At 68.8% G+C, this 22835-nt stretch carries 22 protein-coding genes and 1 tRNA gene; 17 read left to right on the top strand and 6 right to left on the bottom strand.

Translation table 11 applies throughout. The features are described 5' to 3' along the window. The coding region (locus ABS772_RS00830; RefSeq protein WP_456238263.1) for a cyanase at nt 1-295 on the bottom strand (295 nt) is incomplete at its 3' end. Nucleotides 296-659: 364 nt separating this feature from the next. Here ABS772_RS00830 and ABS772_RS00835 point away from each other — a divergent pair. Continuing rightward, entirely contained in the window at nt 660-2483 is a 1824-nt protein-coding gene (locus ABS772_RS00835) for a sigma-54 interaction domain-containing protein (RefSeq protein ID WP_350391703.1), read from the top strand. 325 nt (nt 2484-2808) lie between these two features. Here ABS772_RS00835 and ABS772_RS00840 read toward each other — a convergent pair whose 3' ends face one another. Further along, nucleotides 2809-3867, bottom strand: a complete 1059-nt coding sequence (locus tag ABS772_RS00840) for a cytochrome-c peroxidase (protein WP_350391690.1) — start codon at nt 3865-3867, stop codon at nt 2809-2811. A gap of 169 nt (nt 3868-4036) precedes the next feature. After that, nucleotides 4037-4408: a cupredoxin domain-containing protein gene (locus ABS772_RS00845; RefSeq protein WP_238257116.1), complete on the bottom strand. Its 372-nt coding sequence runs from the start codon at nt 4406-4408 to the stop codon at nt 4037-4039. A gap of 185 nt (nt 4409-4593) precedes the next feature. On the opposite strand from ABS772_RS00845, the gene ABS772_RS00850 reads away from it, so the two are divergent. The 3 genes from ABS772_RS00850 (at nt 4594) to ABS772_RS00860 (ending at nt 9147) form a co-directional block, all read left to right on the top strand. After that, nucleotides 4594-7446 carry an EAL domain-containing protein gene (locus ABS772_RS00850; protein ID WP_350391691.1) on the top strand — a complete coding sequence of 951 codons (2853 nt, stop codon included), beginning with the start codon at nt 4594-4596 and terminating at the stop codon, nt 7444-7446. A gap of 252 nt (nt 7447-7698) precedes the next feature. Continuing rightward, nucleotides 7699-8556: a manganese catalase family protein gene (locus ABS772_RS00855; RefSeq protein ID WP_350391692.1), complete on the top strand. Its 858-nt coding sequence runs from the start codon at nt 7699-7701 to the stop codon at nt 8554-8556. A gap of 81 nt (nt 8557-8637) precedes the next feature. Beyond that, the gene (locus ABS772_RS00860; RefSeq protein ID WP_350391693.1) at nt 8638-9147 is read left to right on the top strand and encodes a ferritin-like domain-containing protein; all 510 of its coding nucleotides are present in this window, start codon (nt 8638-8640) and stop codon (nt 9145-9147) included. Between the two features lie 107 nt (nt 9148-9254). Here ABS772_RS00860 and ABS772_RS00865 read toward each other — a convergent pair whose 3' ends face one another. Then, nucleotides 9255-9926: a polyamine aminopropyltransferase gene (locus ABS772_RS00865; protein ID WP_350391694.1), complete on the bottom strand. Its 672-nt coding sequence runs from the start codon at nt 9924-9926 to the stop codon at nt 9255-9257. An 88-nt stretch (nt 9927-10014) separates the two neighbouring features. Here ABS772_RS00865 and ABS772_RS00870 point away from each other — a divergent pair, with 88 nt between their 5' ends. Continuing rightward, nucleotides 10015-10266: a hypothetical protein gene (locus tag ABS772_RS00870; protein ID WP_238255524.1), complete on the top strand. Its 252-nt coding sequence runs from the start codon at nt 10015-10017 to the stop codon at nt 10264-10266. 145 nt (nt 10267-10411) lie between these two features. On the opposite strand, the gene ABS772_RS00875 is transcribed toward ABS772_RS00870, so the two are convergent. Continuing rightward, nucleotides 10412-10488: transfer RNA gene (locus tag ABS772_RS00875), tRNA-His, on the bottom strand. Between the two features lie 171 nt (nt 10489-10659). Between ABS772_RS00875 and ABS772_RS00880 the strand changes: the two genes are divergently transcribed. From ABS772_RS00880 to ABS772_RS00900, 5 genes are all read left to right on the top strand, one after another. Next, nucleotides 10660-12504 (top strand): chloride channel protein, encoded by a 1845-nt coding sequence (locus ABS772_RS00880; protein ID WP_350391695.1) that lies wholly within the window; start codon nt 10660-10662, stop codon nt 12502-12504. Between the two features lie 25 nt (nt 12505-12529). Continuing rightward, nucleotides 12530-13018, top strand: a complete 489-nt coding sequence (locus ABS772_RS00885; RefSeq protein WP_350391704.1) for a hypothetical protein — start codon at nt 12530-12532, stop codon at nt 13016-13018. Nucleotides 13019-13028: 10 nt separating this feature from the next. After that, on the top strand, nt 13029-13877 hold the full coding sequence (gene kdsA / locus ABS772_RS00890) for a 3-deoxy-8-phosphooctulonate synthase (RefSeq protein WP_350391696.1): 849 nt from the start codon (nt 13029-13031) through the stop codon (nt 13875-13877). A gap of 205 nt (nt 13878-14082) precedes the next feature. After that, nucleotides 14083-14382 carry a hypothetical protein gene (locus ABS772_RS00895; protein ID WP_238255527.1) on the top strand — a complete coding sequence of 100 codons (300 nt, stop codon included), beginning with the start codon at nt 14083-14085 and terminating at the stop codon, nt 14380-14382. Between the two features lie 189 nt (nt 14383-14571). After that, nucleotides 14572-15090 carry a hypothetical protein gene (locus ABS772_RS00900; RefSeq protein WP_350391697.1) on the top strand — a complete coding sequence of 173 codons (519 nt, stop codon included), beginning with the start codon at nt 14572-14574 and terminating at the stop codon, nt 15088-15090. 20 nt (nt 15091-15110) lie between these two features. Here the strand turns inward: ABS772_RS00900 and queF are convergent, their stop codons facing one another. After that, on the bottom strand, nt 15111-15572 hold the full coding sequence (queF, locus tag ABS772_RS00905; protein WP_238255529.1) for a preQ(1) synthase: 462 nt from the start codon (nt 15570-15572) through the stop codon (nt 15111-15113). Between the two features lie 262 nt (nt 15573-15834). Between queF and eno the strand changes: the two genes are divergently transcribed. From eno to ABS772_RS00940, 7 genes are all read left to right on the top strand, one after another. Then, nucleotides 15835-17124 carry a phosphopyruvate hydratase gene (eno, locus tag ABS772_RS00910; protein WP_350391698.1) on the top strand — a complete coding sequence of 430 codons (1290 nt, stop codon included), beginning with the start codon at nt 15835-15837 and terminating at the stop codon, nt 17122-17124. Between the two features lie 124 nt (nt 17125-17248). Next, nucleotides 17249-17560, top strand: a complete 312-nt coding sequence (locus tag ABS772_RS00915; protein WP_350391699.1) for an FtsB family cell division protein — start codon at nt 17249-17251, stop codon at nt 17558-17560. Between the two features lie 175 nt (nt 17561-17735). Then, on the top strand, nt 17736-18785 hold the full coding sequence (pdhA, locus tag ABS772_RS00920; protein WP_238255533.1) for a pyruvate dehydrogenase (acetyl-transferring) E1 component subunit alpha: 1050 nt from the start codon (nt 17736-17738) through the stop codon (nt 18783-18785). Between the two features lie 104 nt (nt 18786-18889). Further along, nucleotides 18890-20338: a pyruvate dehydrogenase complex E1 component subunit beta gene (locus ABS772_RS00925; RefSeq protein WP_350391700.1), complete on the top strand. Its 1449-nt coding sequence runs from the start codon at nt 18890-18892 to the stop codon at nt 20336-20338. A 10-nt stretch (nt 20339-20348) separates the two neighbouring features. Beyond that, the gene (locus ABS772_RS00930; protein WP_238255535.1) at nt 20349-20627 is read left to right on the top strand and encodes a DUF5076 domain-containing protein; all 279 of its coding nucleotides are present in this window, start codon (nt 20349-20351) and stop codon (nt 20625-20627) included. An 80-nt stretch (nt 20628-20707) separates the two neighbouring features. Then, a complete protein-coding gene (locus tag ABS772_RS00935) occupies nt 20708-21295 on the top strand; it encodes a Uma2 family endonuclease (protein ID WP_350391701.1) in 588 nt (195 codons plus the stop codon). A 3-nt stretch (nt 21296-21298) separates the two neighbouring features. Then, the gene (locus tag ABS772_RS00940; protein ID WP_350391702.1) at nt 21299-22708 is read left to right on the top strand and encodes a pyruvate dehydrogenase complex dihydrolipoamide acetyltransferase; all 1410 of its coding nucleotides are present in this window, start codon (nt 21299-21301) and stop codon (nt 22706-22708) included. Nucleotides 22709-22835: the final 127 nt, after the last annotated feature.

Here is a 22835-nt window from a genome sequence, read left to right on the forward strand (position 1 = left end):
TGCCGTAGACCATCACCAGCTCGTAGAAGCGGTAGATCAGCGGGTCGGTCGGCGGCATCTGCGGGATCGAGCCGCGATAGGGCGCCTCGTTGAGCATGCGCTCCTCGGCCTGGCTCAGCCCGAACAGTTCGGCGGCCTTCGCCGCTTGCGCCTTGGGCAGCTTCATCTGGCCCATGCAGGCGGCGGTGATGAGGATCGGCGAGACGCCGCCGATCTCGTCCTGGATGTGCTTCCAGGTCCAGCCCTTCTCGCGCTTGATGTCGAGCAGCTTCTCGGTGAGGTCTTCGCGCTTCATGCTGGTCTCCCGTCCGGCAAAGGGGCTGGTTTCGATCAGGTTGGCCGTCCGGAGGTTTGGGGGCGAAACTTCCGAACGGCCGGTCCGCTCCTGCCTCTTGGGATGGCCCGGAGCGGATCTCGAATGACGCGGGGGGACGTCCCGACGCGTCGTCGACGAGCAGGTCCGCAAGCGACGTGCCACGTCGGCCGGCAGGAACAACAGGAGCCGAAACAATACCTTAGTGAAGACTGGCCAGACTACGAGATTTCGCATATGACGAAATCTCGTAGGGGCAATACGAAATTCCGTGGTGACGCGACAGGGGCTCGAGCCGACGACAGCGACGCTTTACGGCCCCGCTTTCGATGAGAACGGCGAGGCGATGCTCGTGTTCGAGCCCTTGGCCGATCGCATCGCCGCCGCCAACTCCGCCGCGGCCCGGCTGCTCGGTCATTCCCAACCGGCGCTCTGCACGATGTCGGTGAGCGCGCTCCATCCCGATCAGCGGCCGGCGCTGGTGGTGTTCACGCAGGCCGTCCTCGCCAAGGGACACTGGCGGACGCAGGCCCTGACGCCGCGCCACGGCGCCGGCAAGACGCTGCGCCTCGAATATTCCGGTTGCGTGCTTTCCGGCAGCCCGGCACGGCTCCTCGTCACCCTCTACGACCTCGACGAGCGCGACCGCCGCCGCATCGATGGGGAGGCCGAAGAGCACATGCGGGCCGGCCTACCCGAGTGGCAGCGCATGGAGCGGATCTTTCGCGACATCGAGCGCGGCAACCGGCTGATCCTGCGCGCGGCGGGGGAGGGGATCTACGGCGTCAACGCCGACGGCCTCACCACCTTCGTCAACCCGGCCGCCGAGCGGATGCTCGGCTGGCGCTCGGCCGACCTCGTGGGCAAGGACATGCACGCCACCGTCCACCACACCCATGCCGGCGGCGCGCATTACCCGCACCGCGACTGCCCGATCTACGCGGCCTTCCGCGACGGCGCCGTGCATCAGGTCGACGGCGAGGTGTTCTGGCGCAAGGACGGCACCTCGTTCCCCGTCGAGTACACCTCCACGCCGATCCGCGAGGGCGGCCAGTTGCTCGGGGCGGTGATCGTGTTCCGCGACGTCAGCCAGCGCCGGGAGGCGGAGGAGCGACTGAAGCAGGCGCTCGCCGAGGTCGACTCCCTGCGCGAGCGCCTGGAGCAGGAGAACGCCTACCTGAAGGAGGAAATCCGCGCCGAGAGCCGGCATCAGGGCATCATCGGCCGCAGCCCGGCCATCGCGGCGCTGCGGCACCAGATCGATGTGGTGGCGGGCACCGACGCGACCGTCCTCGTCACCGGTGAATCCGGCACCGGCAAGGAACTGGTCGCCCGGGCGATCCACGACGCGAGCCGCCGCGGCGGCCGGCCGCTGATCCGCGTCAACTGCGCGGCGATCCCCCGCGAGCTGTTCGAGAGCGAGTTCTTCGGCCATGCCAGGGGTGCCTTCACCGGCGCCCTGCGGGATCGGACCGGACGCTTCGAACTCGCCGACGGCGGCACGCTGTTCCTCGACGAGGTCGGCGAGATCCCGCTCGACCTTCAGGGCAAGCTCCTGCGCGTCCTGCAGGAGCGGCAGTTCGAGCGCGTCGGCGAGGAGCGCACCCGCAGCGTCGATGTCCGCCTGATCGCCGCGACCAACCGCGACCTCAAGGAGGAGGTGCGCCGCGGACGGTTCCGCGAGGATCTCTACTTCCGCCTCAATGTCTTCCCCGTCGCCTCGGCGCCCCTGCGCGAGCGCCGCGAGGACGTGCCGCTGATCGCCCAGCATTTCCTGAAGGCGGCGGCGCGGCGCCTGAACCGCCCGGATCTCCGGCTCACCGAGGCCGACGCCCGCCGCCTGGCCCGGTACGACTGGCCCGGCAACGTGCGCGAATTGGAGAACGTGATCGAGCGTGCCGCGATCCTCGCCGAGCGGGGACGCCTGCGCTTCGACCTGCCGGAGGCCCGCGGCGCCGGCCCGGAATTGCGGGTAACGGAGCGCCCCACGGATCTCGGTCGGCCCCTGACGGAGGAGGAGCGGCGCGCCCGCGCCCGCAGCGAGATCGAAGCGGCCCTGCACCTCACCGGCGGAAAGATCTTTGGTGCCGGCGGTGCCGCTGAATTGCTCGGCCTCAAGCCGACCACCCTGCGCTCGCGCATGAAGGTGTTGGGGATCGGACGATCCTGACGGGCGGGAGGGCGCGTCGGATCGGTCGTCCGTTTGATCGCTTCGGCTTCTCCTCCGTCATTGCGAGGCGAAGCCGTGGCAATCCAGGGAGCGACTTTTCCGGAGCGGTCGCGCCCTGGATCGCTTCGGCTTCGCCTCGCGATGACGGGAGTGGGCAATGTCCGGGGTGATCAACCGGAAACCGTTGATCGATCGCGGCTGCACCGTCTGCCTCAACCGACGATCGAAAAGGCTCGCTCCATCGCTCCGTCGTTGACGGAGCGGCGTCAGGTCCTCGCTCTTCTCGGTCCGGGACCGAAGGAATTCGAATGAATCGCGGCGACGCTCACGGCCGCGGCGGCTCGGTTCCGATCGGCTGGTAGGCCGGCCCGTCGGCGCCGTCGTCGTTGAGGGTTTCCATGAAGGCGATGAGGTCCGCCTTCTCCTGCGCAGTGAGACGGAGCGGGCGGATGTCGCGCGAGCGGCTCGGCCGGTCGATCCCGCCGCGGTCGTAGAGATCGATCACGTCGGACAGCGTCGCGAGCGAGCCGTCATGCATGTAGGGGGGGCGCCGCGCGACGTTGCGCAGGGTCGGCGTCTTGAAGGCGTAGCGCAGGGCCGTCGATTTCGGGAAGAACCGCCCCCGGCCGATCGCGCCGTCCTTGCCGACGCCGACGTCGTGGAAGGAACCGTCGGTGAAGTTCCAGCCCGAATGGCAGGCGGCACAATTGGCCTTCCCGTTGAACAGGTCGAAGCCGCGCTTGGCGGCGGCACCGACCGCGCGCGCGTCGCCTTCGACCCAGCGGTCGAAGGGCGCTCGACCGGACACGATCAGGCGCTGGAAGGTCGCGAGCGCCTGCTCGATCCGCGTCTCCGTCACCGGATTGCCGTCCGGCGCGGGCTCCGGAAACGCGTTCTTGAAGGCCGCGACGTATTTCGGATCGGCGGAAAGGCGCCGGACCATTTCCTCGGGCGGCATGTTCATGTTGCCCGGCGCGGTGAGGGGCGTGCGGGCGACGGCTTCGAGGCCGTTGAACTTACCGTCCCAGCCGTAGATCGTGTCGATCCAGGCGACGTTGAGCAGTGTCGGCGTGCGGAAATCCATGAACCCGCCGTCGTTGCGCGGTGCGCGCGGGTTCGAGTCGGTCCAGTCCAGTCCGGGGATGTGGCAGGTGGCGCAGGTGCGGTCGCCGTCGCGGGAGAGGACCGGCTCGAAGAACAGGGACCGGCCGAGTTCGGCCTTGGCGGCCCGGTACGCGTTGTCCTCGGGAAACGGAATCGCGGTCGGTCGCCGATACTCGGCGAGTGCGGCCGAGCGGTCGGGCTCGCCGTTCGTCGCGACCGCCAAGCCTCCCAACAGGATGGTCAGGAGGGCTGCCGCGCCCCCCACGTATTTCCAAGCCATTCCAACCTCGATCCCATCGAGGTTGGTGTGTTTGGATTAAATTTCGATTAACATAAGTTGATCACGTCGCCGTGACCGATCGGGACCGATCCGCTATCAAAGTCAATCGCCAGCCAATAGCATGACGATCACTCTCATGTTGATGGAGAGTATTGCGACATGACGGTTCTCATTTGACGGAAACCGCAAGCTTCATCTTCGGGTGGATACCGCAGAGGACTGTGAAGTGACCCGCTTTCGGGAAGTGGACGACGGTCTTGCTTCCCGGAACCTGCTCGCCCGTGTCGAAGCTGAAGTCCGGCGCATCGAGATAGGCGTGGTGGACGAGTTCACCATCGTCGTTGATGATGGCGATGGCTTCGCCGGCACGCAGCGACACCGCGCCCGGGGCGAAGGCCCGGCCCTTCTGCGTCACCCGATACGAGGCGGCATCGCTGGCCAGGGCGAATGCCGTGCCGGACGCGACGACGGATGCGAGCAACAGCGCGGAGCCCGAGCGCCGCGGGGCGATCGCGCACCTCACCCGACCGGCGTCACTCATGCGTCTCTCCCCTCTTATTCGAGGGCGCCCCCGCGCGCTCGTGAATGTTGATTGAGCGTCCGCAAAGTTGCGTTCGCCTTAACATCATCGCGGAATCCCGAGGGTACGGTGACGAAATCGCGCAGGCTGTAGATTACTTTAAGGATTGTCGGACATGCTGCCCGCGAGATGCGAGCGTTTGCCCGATGAACCCTTCACGCCGACAAACAGGCTCTTCGCGGTGGCGTGTGGCCCTGGATGCGGTGCTGCGCAGCGCCCGGACCATTCGCGGCCGGATCTTCCTCGCGTTTCTGATGCTCAGCGCGATCACGGCGATGCTCGGCAGCTATGCCGCCTTCGGCATCATGACGACCGGAGCGCTGGTCGACAAAACCTACGACCAGTCGCTGATGTCGATCAATTATGCCCGTGCCGCCGCGACCGATCTCGCGGCGCTTCAGGCAACGGTCGCCCGGGCTCGCCTCGCAGGCGACGCCGAGGAGCGCCGCACCCTCGAGACGCGGATCGAGGCCCTGACGCAGTCCTTCGAGGAGGATCTCGAAATCGCGGCGGACCGCGCGCAGTCGGAGCGTGCCACGCGCGAGGCCGCCGCCGCCAAGGATGCGGTCGTGCAGTGGCTCGCCGCCCGCCGGGAATTCGGCCCCGATCAGCAGACGGCGGATGTCTGGCAGGCCCTCGACGCCCACGCGGCGGCGGCCGAGCAGCATATCGACCTGCTGATCAACTTCACCGCCGGGGACGGCTTCTCCTATCGGCAGACCGCGCGGGCGACGGTCGATCGCGACGTGCGGCTCAGCGTGTTCGTGACGTCGCTCGCGATCGTCCTCTCCGGCATCGTCGCCCTGCTCCTGCTGCGGCAGATCGTGCGCCCCGTCGCGGACGCCTCGACGGTCGCGAGCCGCATCGCCGCGGGCGAGCTCACGGTGACGGTGCCCGAAGGCGGGGCCGACGAGTTCGGCGCGCTGCTGCGCGCGATGGCGGTGATGCGCGACAACATCGCGGCGATGATGCAGGCGGAGGTGGCGCAGCGCCGGTCCGCCCAGAGCTTGCTGGCCGACGCGGTGCAGGGATCGATCGAAGGCATCGTCGTGGTCGATGCGAAGGGCCGCATCGTCCTTGCCAACGACCGGGCGGCGGCGCTGCTCGGGCTCGATCCGACCGAGATGGGGCAGCGCTCTCTCACCGACGCGAGCGGCTCGCCGGTCGCCGATACCCTGCTCGCGATGCCCGGCACCGGCAGCCTGACCGCCGAGACGCGCTCCGCTGATGGACGCTGGCTGCGCATCAGCCGCAGCCCGACGCGGGACGGCGGCTTCGTCGCGGTCTGCAGCGACATGTCCCTGCTCAAGGAGCAGGAGGATCAGCTCAAGCGCAGCCATTCCCAGCTCGATGCCGCCCTCAGCAACATGCTTCAGGGGCTTTGCCTCTTCGACGCCGAGGGGAGCCTGCTCGTCTTCAATCGCCGCTTCTGCGACATGTTCGGCGTCGACGCCGGCACGCTACGGCCGGGCATGAGCATCCGCGAGGTCGCTCGCCTCGTCGAACTGTCGGCCGACGACGACCGGGCCGTCGACCTGCTGATGCAGCAGCTAGCCCTTCTCCAGCGCGGGGCGAGCGGGTCGCTCTGCTGCCCGATCCGCAGCGATTGCATCGTCTCGCTGAAGCAGCAGCCGACCGCGGAGGGCGGCTGGATCGCCACCTACGAGGACGTGACCCAGCGCTACGAGGCGGAGGAGCGGATCATCACCATGGCGCGCCGGGACGCGCTGACGGGGCTCGCCAACCGCATGGTGTTCGGCGAGCGCCTGGAAGAGGCGGCCGCTCGTCTCACCGAGGGCGTCGGCGCGGGCTTCGCGACGCTCTGCCTCGACCTCGACCGCTTTAAGGAGGTCAACGACACGCTCGGTCATCCGATCGGCGACGGCCTGCTGCGCAGCGTCGCCGAGCGGCTCCAGGGCTGCCTGCGCGAGACCGATCTCGTCGCGCGCCTCGGCGGCGACGAGTTCGCCATCGTCCAGATCGGCACTCATGTGCGGAGCGACGCGGCCGCGCTCGCCAAGCGCCTGATCGCGGCGTTCCAGCAGCCGTTCCTCCTCGAAGGCCACACCGTGACGGTGGGCGTCAGCATCGGCATCTCGCTCGCGCCGGAACACGGAACGAGTCCGGAAAAGCTCCTCAAGAGCGCCGACCTCGCCCTCTATCGCGCCAAGGCGACCGGGCGGGCATGCTGGTCCTTCTTCGACGAGGAGATGGACCTCGAACTGCGCAAGCGCCGGGCCCTGGAGAACGATCTCGGCAAGGCCGTCGACAACGGCGAGTTCGAGCTGGTCTTCCAGCCGATCGTCAAGCTCGATCAGCAGCGGATCGCCAGCTGCGAAGCGCTGCTGCGCTGGCGCCATCCCGAGCGGGGTTACATCTCTCCCGCCGACTTCATCCCGCTGGCGGAGGAGACCGGGGCCATCTGCCGGATCGGCGAGTGGGTGCTGCGCAAGGCCTGCAGCGAGGCGGCGGCCTGGCCCGGCGGCATCGGCGTCGCCGTCAACGTCTCCGCCGTGCAGTTCAAGAACGCGGCGGTCGTCCGGGCGGTGATGGAAGCGCTCTCCGCCAGCGGGCTGCCGGCGCATCGCCTGGAGCTGGAGATCACCGAATCGGTGCTGCTGAACGACAGCGTCACCACGCTGGCCACCCTCCACACCCTGAAGCGGCTGGGCGTGCGGGTGGCGATGGACGATTTCGGCACCGGCTTCTCGTCCCTGAGCTACCTGCAGAGCTTCCCGTTCGACAAGATCAAGATCGACCAGTCCTTCGTGCGCAATCTGGACGCGACCGGGAACGCGCGGCTGATCGTGCGCTCGGTGATCGGTCTCGGCCGCAGCCTGGGCATCACGACCACGGCCGAGGGCATCGAGACCGAGGCGCAGCTCGACCAGCTCCGTCTCGAGGGATGCGAGGAAGGGCAGGGCTACCTGTTCAGCCGCCCCGTTCCCTCTGCCGCGATCCGCGAACTGGTGACGAGCCTCGGGCGGAACGCCGCCTGAGGTTCCCGCGTACGGCGACGCCGCGGAATATCGGGTCGCCACGCTCAAGGCTATAGTTCGATACAAACGATATTATGCACTGTGCTATATCAGCACAACATATGATCGCGTCGATTTCGCTCTGATTTATCTCTGAACAAAGCGCAACTCCGGCGATTTCCCGAACACAGAAGCCGTTGCACAGCCGGGTCGAAACACCTGGCCGTGCCCTGCCGTGTGGGCTGTGCTTCGCGCGTTCGAGGAATTGAGCCGATGTACTATTTCGAAAAGCAACTCCAATATCCAGTGCGGGTCGACAGCCCGGATCCGGTCTATGCCCGCATGCTGCAGCAGGCGATCGGCGGCATCGAGGGCGAGATCCGCGTCTGTATGCAGTACTTCTTCCAGGCCTGGGGCAATCGCGCGCCCAACACCAAGTATCGCGACATGCTCCTTCACACGGCGACGGAGGAGCTCGGCCATATCGAGATGCTCGCGACGGCCGTCGCGATGAACCTGGAGAACGCCCCCACCAAGGTGCAGGAGGCGGGCGCCGCCGACGCCATCGTCGGGGCGGTGATGGGCGGCGAGAACCCGCGCCACATCGCCGAGGGGATGCTGCACAAGCACCTGCTCTCCTCGGGCATGGCCGCGTTTCCGGGCAATGCCGACGGCGTCCCCTTCGACATGAACCACATCTACGCCAGCGGGAACCTTGCGGCGGACATGTATTGCAACGTCGCCGCCGAGGCGACGGGCCGGACGCTCGCCGTGCGCCTGTCCAACGCCACCAACGATCCGGGCATGAAGGACATGTGGAGCTTCCTCATCGCCCGCGACACGATGCACCAGCAGCAATGGCTCTCGGTGATCGAGGAAGTGGGCGGCCATGCGGGTGCCCTGCCGATCCCGAACTCCTTCCCGCAGGCGGAAGAGAACCAGAAGTACAATTACAGCTTCTTCGCCACCAACCGCGACGGCACCCCGCCGCCGGAAGGCCGCTGGACGAGCGGTCCGTCGCTCGACGGCAAGGGCACTTTCAACGTGGTCCAGAACGCTCCCATGGGACAGGAGCCGGTGCTCGGTCCGGCCCGTCCCGACAGCGCTGCCCAGAGCGAGCAGATCGGCTGATCGCTCCTGCGCCCGGCCGCGCCGACGGCCGGGCGATCCTTGCCGGATCACACCGAACCCATCGAACAGGAGACGACCACCATGGCGCTCGACACGCGCGAGATCTACGTCACCGCCCTCAAGAACACCCACGCCCTGGAGATGCAGGCCCTGCAGATCATGGAGCGTCAGGTAGAGCGGCTGACCCGCTATCCCGAGATGGAGGAGGCGCTGCGCCGCCACATCGAGGAGACCCACGGCCAGCGGACCCGCCTGGAGGAGGCACTTCAGGCGCTGGGCGACAGCCCCTCGGCGATCAAGGAGGGCATTCTCGGCTTCGTCGGCAACATGATGGCTCTGGGCCACACGCCGGCGCAGGACGAGATCCTCAAGAACACCTACGCCAACCACGCCTTCGAGAATTTCGAGATCGCGGCCTACGAATCTCTCCTCACCATCGGCGAGGCGGCGGGGCAGGGCGGGAGCCTGACGGGCTTCCGGCAATCGCTTCAGGAAGAGGAGGCGATGGCGCGCCGCGTGCGCGACCTGATCGGCCCGACGACGAAGCGCTACGTTGAGCTCACGGTCGCGGGCGCGAAGGCGGATCGCTGAGACGCGGACGCTTCCGGTATCCGGCGAGGCTTCGACGCATCGCCGGATGCCTTTGCCTTTAAAGCCGACGCTTCTCGAGGATCGGGCGAAGGCCTGCGCAGAAAGCGTCAGGGCCGCGTCGCGAGCCAGATGACGTGGCGCGGGCCGCTCGAACCGCTCGCGGGCAGGCGGACCTCGTCGACGGCGAAGCCGAGGCGCTGAAGCCGCGCCTTGAACTTCCGGTCCGGCGTGCCGGACCAGACGCCCAGCGTCCCGCCCGGCTTGAGCGCCCACTGCGCGCGCTTCAGACCCCACTCGTCGTACAGGCGGTCGTTGGCGCGCCGCATCAGCCCTTCCGGGCCGTTATCCACATCCAGGAGGACGGCGTCCCATCCGGCGGGCTCGGACTGGATCAGCCGGTTCACGTCCATCTCGCGCAACTCGACGCGCGGATCGTCCAGGCAGCCGTCGAAGACCGAGGCGAGCGGTCCGCGCGCCCAGGCGGCGACCGCGGGCACGAGTTCGGCGACCACGATCCGGGCGTCCGGTCCGAGGCCCCTGAGCGCGGCGCGAAGCGTGAAGCCCATGCCGAGACCGCCGATCAGCAGGCGCGGCGCCGGCCGGTCGGCCAGCCGGGCGCAGGTGAGCGAGGCCAGCGCCTCCTCCGAGTCACCCCGCGTGCTGTTCATCAGCTCGATGGTGCCGACGATGATCGAGAACTCGCTGCCCCGCTGCATCAGGGCGAGGCTTTTGCCGCCGCCGGGCACGTCGCCGGTTTCGAGATGCACCCACTCGTTCATCGCTGCCCTTCTCGGCCCTGCGCCGGGGACGACCCCGCCTGCATTCAACGCCATTGCCTGAATCGCTGAAGGCCGCCTATCAGCGCGCATGTCCAAGCGCACCAAATCTCTGCCGCAGCAACGCGGCTTCGTCCTCTTCGACGTCGTCTTCGCGGACGGAACACGCGCCTCGAACCGGCGCGTGCCGATGGAAATCCTCGGCGGGCTCGACGGCGACGAGCCGGCCCGCCAACTGATCGCCGAGCAGGAGGCGGATATCGCCCAGAAGGCCGGACGGGCGCCGCGCGAGATCCAGACGCTCTCCCGCTCGCCGATCCCGAAGCCGGCCGTGGCCGGCTGACGCCGCGGACTGCCTTGCACGAAGCCGAGGCGACGGGCGATTGTTGACGTTGCCCCGCCTCCCGAAGCCGTCGCCCCGGAAGCGTCGTCACAACAAAAAAGGGGTCGGCACAGGGCCAACCCCTTCAGCATCATCACGAATTGGATGGTACCACCGCCCCGGCTCGAACGGGGGACCCCTAGATCCACAATCTAGTGCTCTAACCAACTGAGCTACGGCGGCACGTGAGGGGGGACTTATCCCGAGGCTGGCGGCATTTCAAGCACCTTGAATGCATCCCGCAACGGATCGCACCGACGATGCACGGGTGCTAGACGGCGGATGCAGAGGCGCCATGGCCTCGACCCGGTCGAAGTCCCCACGCCAAGTCCCCCGCAGTCCTCCGCGAGCGCGATGAGTCCGTCTCGATCTCCCCTCGCCACCGCTCCGCTGGTCCAGGCGCCGGCACGGCTTCGGGCCTGGGTGCGGGGAAGCGAAGTGGCCCTGGTGCTGCTCGCCGCCGTGACCGGCTGCGTCGGCGGTCTCGCCGTCGCCGCCATGAGCGGCGCCAGCCAGCTCCTGCGTGAGGTGCTCTACCGGCTTCCCGCCGGCCAGCGCCTCAGCAGCCTCACGGACCTTCCCACCGAGGGGCTGATGGGACTCCCGTTCCTCGCGCCGGCGCTCGGCGGCGCCGTCCTCGGCCTGCTGCTCCTGGTCTCGACCCGGGGGCGCGGCAAGAACAAGCGTGCCGTCGTCGATCCCATCGAGGCGAACGCGCTGCATGGTGGGCGGATGTCGCTGCGCGGCTCCCTCGACGTGGCGGTGCAGAACGTCGTCTCGAACGGTAGCGGCGCCTCGGTCGGGCTGGAGGCCGGCTACACGCAGGTCGCGGCGGGGATCGCCTCGCGGCTCGGCATCGCCTTCGAGATGCGGCGCTCGGACCTGCGCACCCTGGTCGGCTGCGGCTCGGCGGCCGCCATCGCCGCCGCCTTCGGCTCGCCGCTCACCGGCGCCTTCTACGCCTTCGAGCTCATCATCGGCACCTACACCATCGCGACGCTCGCCCCCGTCGTCGTCGCGGCCCTGTGCGGCAGCCTCGTGATGCGTGCATTGGCGCCGCAGACCGCCTTCGTCGATGTCGGCGCGCTGGCGCTGGCCAAGAGCACGGCGGTCGACGCGGGCGACACGCTGCCCTGCCTCGCCCTCGGGCTCCTCTGCGCCGGCCTCGCGGTGCTGCTGATGCGCGGCGTCGCGCTGGTGGAGCAGGGGTTCCGCGCCTCGCGCCTGCCCGCGGCCGTGCGGCCGATCCTCGGCGGCCTGTGCGTCGGCGGCCTTGCTCTGGCGACGACGCCACAGGTGCTCTCGGCCGGGCACGGCGCGCTTCACATCTACCTTGCCCCGGAGGCGAGCGTGGGGCTCGGCGCGCTGGCCGGGCTCGTCGTCGCCAAGGCGGCGGCCTCGGCGATCTCGATCGGATCGGGCTTCCGCGGCGGCCTGTTCTTCGCGTCGCTGTTCCTGGGCGCGCTGGTGGGCCGCCTCTTCGCCGGCCTCGCGCCGATGCTCTGGCCCGGCTTCGAGCAGTTCGGCCTCGCGCCGGTCGGCTACGCCGTGGTCGGCATGAGCGCCTTCGCCGTCGCCATCGTCGGCGGCCCGCTCACCATGACCTTCCTCGCCCTCGAGATGACCGGAAGCTTCCCCGTGACCGGGCTGGTGCTCGCCTCGGTGATCGCCTCCTCGCTCACCGTGCGGAAGACTTTCGGCTACTCCTTCGCCACTTGGCGCTTTCATCTCCGCGGCGAGACCATCCGCAGCGCCCACGATGTCGGCTGGATGCGAAACCTCACCGTCGGACGGATGATGCGCAAGGATATCCGGCCCGTTTCCCTCGATACGCCGATGGCGACGTTCCTGCGCGCCCACCCGCTGGGCTCGCCCTCCCGCGTGGTCGTGGTGGACGCGCACGACCGCTATGCCGGCATCGTCCTCGTGCCCGAGGCCCATGCCCGCGCCGCCGAGAACGGCGGCGATCCGGCGCGCCTCGCCGACGTCGTCCGCTACCCGACATCGTTTCTGCTCGCCGACATGAGCGTCAAGCAGGCGGCGGCGGCGTTCGATCAGGCCGAGAGCGAGGCGCTCGCCGTGCTCGACGACACCCAGAGCCGCAAGGTCATCGGGCTGCTGACGGAGAGCCACACGCTGAAGCGCTACAGCGAGGAGCTGGACCGGCAGCGGCGCGCCATGCTCGGCGAGGCGGCGTGAGGGCGGACGTGCTATGGCTCGCCGCATGATCCTGCGCGCCCTCCTCGCCGGCCTCTCCCTCGTCCTCATCATCGGAACGGCCGCGCGGGCCGATTCCTGCGACGCCCTCACCGTCCGGCTGATCCGCGGCACCGGCGTCGCCCTGGCCGGGCGCAGCGGCCCGCTGGTGGTGTTCCGCGCCGCCGACGCCGACCGGATGAGCCTCGAATGCGCGAGCCCGCAGCGGCTGGTATTCCGCTCGGACCGGCGCGAGCCGCCGCGCGCGTTCTTCGTCCTGATCGGGCTCGCCGCGCAGACCTTGGCCGGCGCGTCGGCGGAAGCGGTCGAGACCCTCGCCCTTCGCCTGCACCAGGACAGCCTGCTCACCGGCGCGCCGCAGCTCGGCCGCGTCGGCGGTGCGGTTCTGCGCTGCGATCCCGGCGACCGGCCGGACGGCCTCAGTGCCGGCAGCCTGTGCCGTCTGGCGGCGGATCGGACCGGGCGCGGTCTTTCCCGCGCGGCGGGGCCGGGCTAGAGCGGGAGCCATGCCCGAGACCAATCAGACTTCCGGCACCGTCGTTCGGACCGGCGGCGTCGCCTTCGCCAACCACCTGCCGCTGGCGTTGATCGCCGGCCCCTGCCAGCTCGAAGGGCGGAGCCACGCCCTCGAAGTCGCCGCCGCCCTCAAGGAGATGGCGGAAAGGCTCGGGATCGGCCTCGTCTTCAAATCGTCCTTCGACAAGGCCAACCGCACCTCCGGCCGCTCGGCCCGCGGCGTCGGCCTCGAAGAGGCGCTGCCGGTCTTCGCCGAGATCCGCGAGAGCCTCGGCCTCCCGGTCCTCACCGACGTGCACGCGGCCGAGCAGTGCGAGCGGGCGGCGCAGGCCGTCGACATCCTGCAGATCCCGGCCTTCCTGTGCCGCCAGACCGACCTCCTGCTCGCGGCGGCCGCCACGGGGCGGGCGGTCAATGTCAAGAAGGGTCAGTTCCTCGCGCCCTGGGACATGGCGCACGTCGCCGCCAAGGTGACCGAGGCCGGCAACCCCAACGTCATCGTCACGGAACGCGGCGCCTCCTTCGGCTACAACACGCTCGTCTCCGACATGCGCTCGCTGCCGATCATGGCCCGCGTCACCGGCGGCGCCCCGGTCGTGTTCGACGCGACGCACTCGGTTCAGCAGCCCGGCGGCCAGGGGGCGACCTCCGGCGGCCAGCGAGAATTCGTCGCCGTGCTCGCCCGTGCGGCGGTGGCGGTGGGCGTGGCGGGCGTCTTCATCGAGACCCATCCCGATCCCGACCGCGCACCCTCCGACGGGCCGAACATGGTCGCGCTCGCCGACCTGCCCCTTCTGGTTGAGACGCTCATGGCTTTCGACCGTCTCGCCAAGGCGTGAGACCGGTTCGGGTCCGACCCGTTTCAGGTTTCGTTCAGGCAACCTGCGCCACGTTCGAGTGCAATCGAGAACAACGGCAGTCCGGTGGAGGCCTCAATCCTTCCCGGATCTGACGCCCGACTTGTTTGATGCCCGACGTGGCGGGAACTTCCGGCGAAGCTCGGGTGTTTGCCCGTCAAGACGCTTCCGGATCGGAAAGGACGCCATGCGCAAGCTCGCCCTCGTGACCGCCGCCCTCATTTCGGTCGGCACCCTGACCGCCACCTCCGCCGATGCCCGCCCCTACGGCCGCGGCTACGGCCACCATCACGGCTACCACGGCGGCTACGGCCCGCGCGCCTATTACGGCGGCCGCCGCCGCGGCATCGGCACCGGTGCTGCCGTCGGCCTCGGCATCGCGGGTCTCGCGGCCGGCGCGATCGCCGCCGGCGCGGCGCGCGACGCCTATGCCCGCGATCGCTATTACGGCCGTCCGGCCTACGGCTACTACGATTACGGCTACTGAGGCCTGAGCCTCGCACGGATGGAGAGGGCGGCCGGGCAACCGGCCGCCTTTTTCTTTGGCGGCGACGCCCCGGAGCGGCCGACGAACGGCGGCCGGGGACGTGGCAGGCAAGGATGCGCAGCGCCAGGATTGCTCCCCCGACGGCGATGCGACAAGTTCCGCCGCAGCGCAGCAGAGTCGGGGGGAATCATGCCTGTCGTCGCAGCCGTCGTCGGCGCCGTCATGACCGGGCTGATGTACTACTTCATCTACGGCAATGGCATGGAGCAGCTCGACCGCTTTCTCGGCGACCGGCGCAACGCGAAGCTGAGGGCGAGGAGCGAGGCGGCCTTCCGGGCGGCGCCGCTGCGCGCGATTCGCGACCCGGCCGACGCCGCTGGGGTGCTGATGATGCTGGTGGCGCTCGCCCGCGGTACCCCGACGCCAGAGCAGGAGGCGGCCATCGAGGCGGAGATGCGCAAGGTCACCGCCCCGGACGACGACCACGGCACGCGCATGGCCTATATCCGCCACGCCGCCGCCCAGGCTTCCGACGCCAACATTGCGGTCGATCACCTCGCGCCGCTCCTGCGGGAGAAGCTCGACGCGTCGGAGCGCGATGACCTGGAGCGGATGCTGGAGGCGGTCGCCGTCGTCCATGGCGGCCCGATCGAGGCGCAGGAGCGGCTGATCGCCCGCACGGTCCGCGTGCTCGCGGAGCAGCACTGACGAGGACTGATACGGGCGGGTCAGCCCCGGCCGCGATAGGGCGCCACGCCCTGGTCCGGCAGCCAGACGGATTTCAGCGGCTCGCCGGTCTGCCAGAACACGTCGATCGGAATGCCGCCGCGGGGATACCAGTAGCCGCCGATGCGCAGCCAGCGCGGTTCGAGCACGGCGACGAGCCGCCGCCCGATGCCGACGGTGCAATCCTCGTGGAAGGCGCCGTGGTTGCGGAAGGCCCCGAGGTAGAGCTTCAGCGACTTCGATTCGACCAGCCAGCGATCCGGCACGTAGTCGATGACGAGCGTCGCGAAATCCGGCTGCCCGGTCACCGGGCAGAGCGAGGTGAATTCCGGCGCGGTGAAACGGGCGAGATAATCGGTGTCGGCGTGCGGGTTCGGAACGCGGTCGAGCTCCGCGGCCTCCGGCGAGGCGGGCAGCGGCGTCTGACGTCCGAGTTGCTTGGCGTGAGTCTCGATCGGATCCATGGTGAGCCTATACGCGGCCTCCGCCCGGCCGCCTATGGCACGGAGCGAATGCCAGGGATTCCTTCGGATCGGCCGGGGTCACCTGAAAAAACGCGGCATTGAACCGAATTTGTCGAAGCGGCTCGGCCTCGGGCGCCCGCCGGGAGCTTGCCGAGGTCCCGAGGTTGACGGATAAGCCCGCGACGCAGAGCGTCGCAGGACGCGCGGGTCTCGAAAGCATCCGCGAGACGACCCCGCCGCGACGCGCCGCCAAGGAGCGCCCATGACCGCGATCACCAACATCGCCGCCCGCGAGATCCTCGACAGCCGTGGCAATCCCACCGTCGAGGTCGATGTTCTGCTGGAGGACGGCTCCTTCGGCCGCGCCGCGGTCCCCTCCGGCGCCTCCACCGGCGCCCACGAGGCGGTCGAGCTGCGCGACGGCGACAAGGGCCGCTACAACGGCAAGGGCGTGCTCAAGGCCGTCGACGCGGTGCAGAACGAGATTCTCGACGCGATCGGCGGCATGGATGCCGAGGATCAGGTCGCCGTGGACGAGGCGATGATCGCCCTCGACGGAACGCCGAACAAGGCGCGGCTCGGTGCCAACGCGATCCTCGGCGTCTCGCTCGCCGTGGCGAAGGCCGCCGCCGAGACCGCCGGCCTGCCGCTCTACCGCTATGTCGGCGGCGTTCAGGGCCGCGTGCTGCCGGTGCCGATGATGAACATCGTCAACGGCGGGGCCCACGCCGACAACCCGATCGACTTCCAGGAATTCATGGTGATGCCGGTCGGTGCCGCCTCGCTCTCCGACGCGGTGCGGATGGGTGCCGAGATCTTCCACACCCTCAAGAGCGCCCTGAAGAAGGCCGGCCACAACACCAATGTCGGCGACGAGGGCGGCTTCGCCCCGAACCTCCCGTCGGCCGAAGCTGCCCTCGACTTCGTGATGGAATCGGTCAACGCGGCCGGCTTCAAGCCCGGCAGCGACATCGTGCTCGCGCTCGACTGCGCCTCCACCGAGTTCTTCAAGGACGGCGCCTACCATTACGAAGGTGAGGGCCAGACCCGCTCGATCGAGCAGCAGGTCGAGTACCTCGCCAAGCTGACGCAGCATTACCCGATCCTCTCGATCGAGGACGGCATGGCCGAGGACGATTGGGAGGGCTGGAAGCTCCTCACCGACCGGATCGGCAGCCGGGTGCAGCTCGTCGGCGACGACCTCTTCGTGACCAATGTCGAGCGGCTCGCCCGCGGCATCGAGACGGGCACCGGCAACTCGATCCTCGTCAAGGTGAACCAGATCGGCTCGCTCACCGAGACGCTGGCCGCCGTCGATATGGCGCAGCGCGCCGGCTACACCGCGGTGATGTCGCACCGCTCCGGCGAGACCGAGGATTCGACCATCGCCGACCTCGCCGTCGCGACCAACTGCGGGCAGATCAAGACCGGCTCGCTCGCCCGCTCGGACAGACTGGCCAAGTACAACCAGCTCATCCGCATCGAGGAGGGCCTCGGCGCGCAGGCGCTCTACGCCGGCCGCAGCGCGATCCGTCAGCTCGCCGGGCGCTGAAGCGCTCCTCCGCATCGGGCGTGGCCGGCCGCACTGGGCCGCCACGCCTTTTTCATGCGCGGCGGGCGATCGTGCCGGGCGGAAACGCTTTCTTCACCCTGTTCGAGCGAAGCTTCCGCCCGCCATGGTCATCCGTCGCCGCGTCCGCGCCATCGTCGTCCCCGCCGTCCTCTGGACGGTGTCGGCTCTCGTCGTCGGCTACTTCGTGCATCAGGCCGAGAGCGGCAGCCGGGGTCTGGAGGCCAAGCGGGTCCTGAAGGTCGAAGCCTACGGCCTGACCCAGGACCTGAACGCCGCCAAGGCCGAGCGGGCGACCTGGGAGCACCGCGTCTCCCTGCTGCGCAGCGAGCAGATCGATCGCGACCTCCTGGAGGAGCGAGCCCGCGTCGTCCTCGGCCGCGTGCATGCCAATGACCTCGTCATCATCGGCCCGTGAATTTTTATTTCCGATAGAATAGGCATCGATAAGATTCATTTGCACTGTCTTCACGGTCCGGTCATCGTTGCAACCGTGGCGGTAACAGCATTTGATCGGTGTCAGCCCGCCCCTCGATTTCCGCAAATCGCTGCCCTAGAACCCCTCCCAACAGCGTGATTGCGGGAGGACGCCGATGGGTGCGGGCAGCGAGGCGGGGAAACCTGCGGCGGAAACGGACGCGCCGCAGCATCGGCCGGCCCCGAATATTCCCCAGTTCACGAAAGACGAAGATCTTCACGCCTACCGTGAAATGCTGTTGATACGCCGGTTCGAGGAGAAAGCGGGCCAGCTCTACGGCATGGGCCTGATCGGTGGCTTCTGCCACCTCTATATCGGTCAGGAGGCGGTCGTCGTCGGCATGCAGATGGCCGGCGAGGACGGTGACCAGAACATCACCGGCTACCGCGACCACGGCCACATGCTGGCCTGCGGCATGGACCCCAAGGGCGTGATGGCCGAGCTGACCGGGCGCCGCGGCGGCTATTCCCGCGGCAAGGGCGGCTCGATGCACATGTTCAGCCGCGAGAAGCAGTTCTTCGGCGGCCACGGCATCGTCGGCGCGCAGGTCGCCCTCGGTACCGGCCTCGCCTTCGCCGACGCCTACCTCAAGAACGGCAAGGTCAGCTTCACCTATATGGGCGACGGCGCGGCCAACCAGGGCCAGGTCTACGAGAGCTTCAACATGGCGGCCCTGTGGAAGCTGCCGGTGGTCTACGTCATCGAGAATAACCGCTACGCCATGGGCACCTCGGTGGCCCGCGCCTCGGCGCAGACGGATTTCTCGAAGCGCGGCCTCTCATTCGGCATTCCCGGCGAGCAGGTCGACGGCATGGACGTGCGCACGGTCCGCGAGGCCGCCGCGCGCGCCATCCATCACGCCCGTTCCGGCGAAGGCCCCTACATCCTTGAGATGCAGACCTACCGCTACCGCGGCCACTCCATGTCCGATCCGGCCAAGTACCGGTCGAAGGACGAAGTCTCGAAGATGCGCGACGAGCACGACCCGATCGAGATGGTGCGCAAGCGCCTGCTCGAGGCGCACGGCGTGCCCGAGGCCGACCTGAAGGGCATCGACGCCAAGGTCCGCGAGGTCGTCAACGAATCCGCCGACTTCGCGACCCACGATCCCGAGCCCGATCCGTCGGAGCTCTGGACCGACATCCTTCTCGAAGCCCGCGCCTGAACGTGTCCCCGACACGCCTCCGGCCCTTTGCGGCCGGCGGCCGGTGAGGCCTTCGCAAAAACAAGCCCGACCGTCGACGCACCCGGATCGATAGAGCAGCGCAAATGGCGACCGACATCCTGATGCCCGCCCTCTCTCCGACCATGGAAGAGGGAAAGCTCGCCAAATGGCTGAAGAAGGAGGGCGATCCGGTCAAGGCCGGCGACGTCCTGGCCGAGATCGAGACCGATAAGGCGACGATGGAGGTCGAGGCGATCGACGAGGGCGTCCTCGCCAAGATCCTCGTTGCGGACGGAACCGAGAACGTCGCCGTCAACACGCCGATCGCGATCATCGCAGACGAGGGCGAGGACGTCTCGGCCGCGGCCGCGAGCGGCGGAAAGGGCAAGCCCAACGGCGCCTCCGGCGGCGCGCCCGCTCCGACCCCCGACATGCAGGCCGAGGGCTTGGCCGATGCCTCAGCCGCCTCCGCCAAGACCGGCGAGGACGCGCCGAGGGCACCCGCTTCCCCCGCCGTCATCACCAACAAGGCCCCCGACCCGGTGATGGAGGAGTTCCCGGCGGACTCGCCGATGAAGACCATGACCGTGCGCGAGGCCCTGCGCGACGCGATGGCCGAGGAGATGCGCAAGGACGAGGCCGTCTTCGTCATGGGCGAGGAGGTCGCCGAGTACCAGGGCGCCTACAAGATCACGCAGGGCCTGCTCCAGGAATTCGGCGCGCGCCGCGTGGTCGACACCCCGATCACCGAGCACGGCTTCGCCGGCATCGGCGTCGGCGCGGCCTTCATGGGCCTCAAGCCCATCGTCGAGTTCATGACCTTCAACTTCGCGATGCAGGCGATCGACCACATCATCAACTCGGCGGCCAAGACCCTCTACATGTCCGGCGGCCAGCTCGGCTGTCCGATCGTCTTCCGTGGTCCCAACGGCGCCGCCGCCCGCGTCGCCGCCCAGCACAGCCACGACTACTCCGCGTGGTACTCGAACGTGCCGGGCCTCAAGGTGATCGCGCCCTACACCGCCTCCGACGCCAAGGGCCTGCTCAAGGCGGCGATCCGCGATCCCAACCCGGTGATCTTCCTCGAGAACGAGATCCTCTACGGCCAGTCCTTCCCGGTGCCGGAGATCGAGGATTTCGTCCTGCCGATCGGCAAGGCGCGCATCCATCGTCCTGGCAAGGACGTGACCATCGTCTCCTTCGCCATCGGCATGACTTACGCCCTCAAGGCGGCCCAGGCGCTCGCCGAGGAGGGGATCGAGGCGGAGGTGATCGACCTGCGCACCATCCGTCCGATGGACAGCGCGACGGTGGTGGAATCGGTTAAGAAGACCGGCCGCTGCGTCTGCGTGGAGGAGGGCTTCCCGCAATCGGGCGTCGGCGCCGAGATCGTCGCCCGGCTGATGGTCGATGCCTTCGATTATCTCGACGCGCCGGTGCTGCGGGTGACCGGCAAGGACGTGCCGATGCCCTACGCGGCCAATCTCGAGAAGCTGGCCCTGCCGAGCGTGGCCGAGGTCGTCGAGGCGGTCAAAAGCGTCTGCTACAAGTAACTGGGCTTAGATGTCGGAAAAGTTCGAAGAACTCGAGATCCCGCCCGACGCCCTGGAACAGGGCGGGATCGAGATCGTGCGCGCCTCGATCGTCGATGGTGCCGTGAGCGTCGCGCTCCGGCGGGCCTTCGACGATCCGGCGACCTGGGGTCGCCTGCTCATCGATCTCGCGCGGCAGGCCGCCCGCGCCTACGCGATGGAGTCGGACATCTCGGAGGAGGAAGCCTTCGAGCGCATCCGTGCCGGGTGGGAGGCGGAGAGCCTCGATCCCAACAACCCTCTCAACTGACGACGGCCCGGCGACGTCATGATACGCCACGACGCACAGCTCGACCCTCCGGCCCCACCGTCACCGTGGGAAGCCTGAACATGGCCGAGGCCGCCGCTCGCCATGCGACCTACGCCGATCTCGAGGCCGTGCCCGACCATCTCGTGGCCGAGATCGTCGACGGCACGCTGGAAACGCATCCGCGGCCGCGCCCCCGGCACGCCACGGCGGCGGCCGGGCTGGCCGGCGAGCTGATCCCGCCGTTCGACCGCGGGCGCGGCGGGCCCGGGGGCTGGATCTTCATGATCGAGCCGGAGCTTCACCTCGGCCCGCACGTGGTCGTGCCCGATCTCGCCAGCTGGCGCCGCGACCGGATGCCGGCCGAGCCGGACACCGCCTATATCGAGACGGCACCGGATTGGGTCAGCGAGATTCTCTCCCCCGCGACCGCGCGGCTCGTCCGCGGACCGAAGCGGCGCATCTACGCGGAAGCCAGTGTCGCCTTTCTCTGGTTGCTGGATCCGGGGGACGGCGTGCTCGAAACCTTCGCCCTCACGGCTGAAAGCTGGCTCCTGACCGGCACCGTGCAACGCGGGGAGACCGTCGCCGCTCCGCCCTTCGATGCGGTGCCGTTCCCGCTCGACGTCCTCTTTCCCTTCGATCCGCCCGCCCCTGCGCCCGAGGCTTGAGACATGCCCATCAACGTCCTGATGCCCGCCCTGTCTCCGACCATGGAGAAGGGCAACCTCGCCAAGTGGCTCAAGAAGGAGGGCGACGCCATCAAGTCCGGCGACGTCATCGCCGAGATCGAGACCGACAAGGCGACCATGGAGGTCGAGGCGGTCGATGAGGGCGTCCTCGCCAAGATCCTCGTGGCCGAAGGCACCGCCGACGTGCCGGTCAACGAGTTGATCGCGCTGATCGCCGAGGATGGCGAGGATCCGGGAAGCCTCGAGGCCCCCAAGGGCGGCGCCGAGGCGAAGACCGCCCCGGTCGAGCCGAAGAGCACGCCCGATCAGAACGCCGCGCCCGACGGCGCCCACGCATCCTATGCCCGGGTCGATCAGGCGCCCGAGGGCGCTAGGCCGAACGGGGCCGCCGAGCCCGCGGCCCAGGGCTCCGGCGGCCGGGTCTTCGCCTCGCCGCTCGCCCGCCGCATCGCCAAGCAGGAGGGCGTCGATCTCTCCGCGGTGAAGGGCTCCGGTCCCCACGGCCGGGTGATCCAGCGCGACGTGCAGGCGGCGATGGAGGGCGGAACGGCCAAGGCCGACGCCCCGGCGAAGCCCGAGGCCAAGGCCGCCGCGCCCGCGCCGGAAAAGGCCGCACCGAAGGCGGCGCCCGTGGGCGGCGCGCCGGCCGGCCTCAGCCTGGAGCAGGTGAAGGGCTTCTTCGAGGCGGGCAGCTTCGAGGAGGTGCCGCTCGACGGCATGCGCAAGACCATCGCCAAGCGCCTCACCGAGGCGATGCAGGTCGCGCCGCACTTCTACCTCACCGTCGACTGTGAACTCGATGCGCTGATGAAGCTGCGCGAGACGCTGAACGCCTCCGCCGGCAAGGACAAGGACGGCAAGCCGCTGTTCAAGCTCTCGGTCAACGACTTCGTCATCAAGGCGATGGGCCTCGCGCTCACCCGCGTGCCGACGGCCAACGCCGTCTGGGCCGAGGACCGCATCCTGCGCTTCAAGCATGCCGAGGTCGGCGTCGCGGTGGCGATCGACGGCGGCCTCTATACGCCGGTGATCCGCAAGGCCGACCAGAAGACGCTCTCCGCCATCTCCAACGAGATGAAGGATTTCGCGGGCCGCGCGCGGGCCAAGAAGCTGAAGCCGGAAGAGTATCAGGGCGGCGTCACCTCGGTGTCGAACCTCGGCATGTTCGGCATCAAGCACTTCACGGCGGTGATCAACCCACCGCAATCGACAATCCTCGCGGTCGGCGCCGGCGAGAAGCGGGTCGTCGTCAGGGACGGCGCCCCGGCGGTGATCCAGGCCATGACCTGCACGCTCTCCTGCGACCACCGCGTCCTCGACGGCGCGCTGGGCGCCGAGCTGATCTCCGCCTTTAAGGAGCTGATCGAGAACCCGATGGGGATGTTGGTGTGACGCGCACCAACGCCATCTCTCCTCCCCCTTGCGGGGAGGAGCCGGAGGTGGGGGTGGTGCAGAATCGAGAGCGTCCGCTCCGCCTGCCGCATTGCCGAGCCTGCGCCTTCCGTAAGGTCGGGCTCAC

It is taken from the genome of Methylorubrum podarium (genome assembly GCF_040270385.1).
Lineage (GTDB): Bacteria > Pseudomonadota > Alphaproteobacteria > Rhizobiales > Beijerinckiaceae > Methylobacterium > Methylobacterium podarium.

Excerpts from the sequence above, each read along its gene's own strand:
- ABS772_RS00835 (WP_350391703.1), top strand. The coding sequence starts at position 660 with ATGCTCGTGTTCGAGCCCTTGGCCGATCGCATCGCCGCCGCCAACTCC.
- ABS772_RS00840 (WP_350391690.1), bottom strand. The coding sequence starts at position 3,867 with ATGGCTTGGAAATACGTGGGGGGCGCGGCAGCCCTCCTGACCATCCTG.
- ABS772_RS00845 (WP_238257116.1), bottom strand. The coding sequence starts at position 4,408 with ATGAGTGACGCCGGTCGGGTGAGGTGCGCGATCGCCCCGCGGCGCTCG.
- ABS772_RS00850 (WP_350391691.1), top strand. The coding sequence starts at position 4,594 with ATGAACCCTTCACGCCGACAAACAGGCTCTTCGCGGTGGCGTGTGGCC.
- ABS772_RS00855 (WP_350391692.1), top strand. The coding sequence starts at position 7,699 with ATGTACTATTTCGAAAAGCAACTCCAATATCCAGTGCGGGTCGACAGC.
- ABS772_RS00860 (WP_350391693.1), top strand. The coding sequence starts at position 8,638 with ATGGCGCTCGACACGCGCGAGATCTACGTCACCGCCCTCAAGAACACC.
- ABS772_RS00865 (WP_350391694.1), bottom strand. The coding sequence starts at position 9,926 with ATGAACGAGTGGGTGCATCTCGAAACCGGCGACGTGCCCGGCGGCGGC.
- ABS772_RS00870 (WP_238255524.1), top strand. The coding sequence starts at position 10,015 with ATGTCCAAGCGCACCAAATCTCTGCCGCAGCAACGCGGCTTCGTCCTC.
- ABS772_RS00880 (WP_350391695.1), top strand. The coding sequence starts at position 10,660 with ATGAGTCCGTCTCGATCTCCCCTCGCCACCGCTCCGCTGGTCCAGGCG.
- ABS772_RS00885 (WP_350391704.1), top strand. The coding sequence starts at position 12,530 with ATGATCCTGCGCGCCCTCCTCGCCGGCCTCTCCCTCGTCCTCATCATC.
- kdsA (WP_350391696.1), top strand. The coding sequence starts at position 13,029 with ATGCCCGAGACCAATCAGACTTCCGGCACCGTCGTTCGGACCGGCGGC.
- ABS772_RS00895 (WP_238255527.1), top strand. The coding sequence starts at position 14,083 with ATGCGCAAGCTCGCCCTCGTGACCGCCGCCCTCATTTCGGTCGGCACC.
- ABS772_RS00900 (WP_350391697.1), top strand. The coding sequence starts at position 14,572 with ATGCCTGTCGTCGCAGCCGTCGTCGGCGCCGTCATGACCGGGCTGATG.
- queF (WP_238255529.1), bottom strand. The coding sequence starts at position 15,572 with ATGGATCCGATCGAGACTCACGCCAAGCAACTCGGACGTCAGACGCCG.
- eno (WP_350391698.1), top strand. The coding sequence starts at position 15,835 with ATGACCGCGATCACCAACATCGCCGCCCGCGAGATCCTCGACAGCCGT.
- ABS772_RS00915 (WP_350391699.1), top strand. The coding sequence starts at position 17,249 with ATGGTCATCCGTCGCCGCGTCCGCGCCATCGTCGTCCCCGCCGTCCTC.
- pdhA (WP_238255533.1), top strand. The coding sequence starts at position 17,736 with ATGGGTGCGGGCAGCGAGGCGGGGAAACCTGCGGCGGAAACGGACGCG.
- ABS772_RS00925 (WP_350391700.1), top strand. The coding sequence starts at position 18,890 with ATGGCGACCGACATCCTGATGCCCGCCCTCTCTCCGACCATGGAAGAG.
- ABS772_RS00930 (WP_238255535.1), top strand. The coding sequence starts at position 20,349 with ATGTCGGAAAAGTTCGAAGAACTCGAGATCCCGCCCGACGCCCTGGAA.
- ABS772_RS00935 (WP_350391701.1), top strand. The coding sequence starts at position 20,708 with ATGGCCGAGGCCGCCGCTCGCCATGCGACCTACGCCGATCTCGAGGCC.
- ABS772_RS00940 (WP_350391702.1), top strand. The coding sequence starts at position 21,299 with ATGCCCATCAACGTCCTGATGCCCGCCCTGTCTCCGACCATGGAGAAG.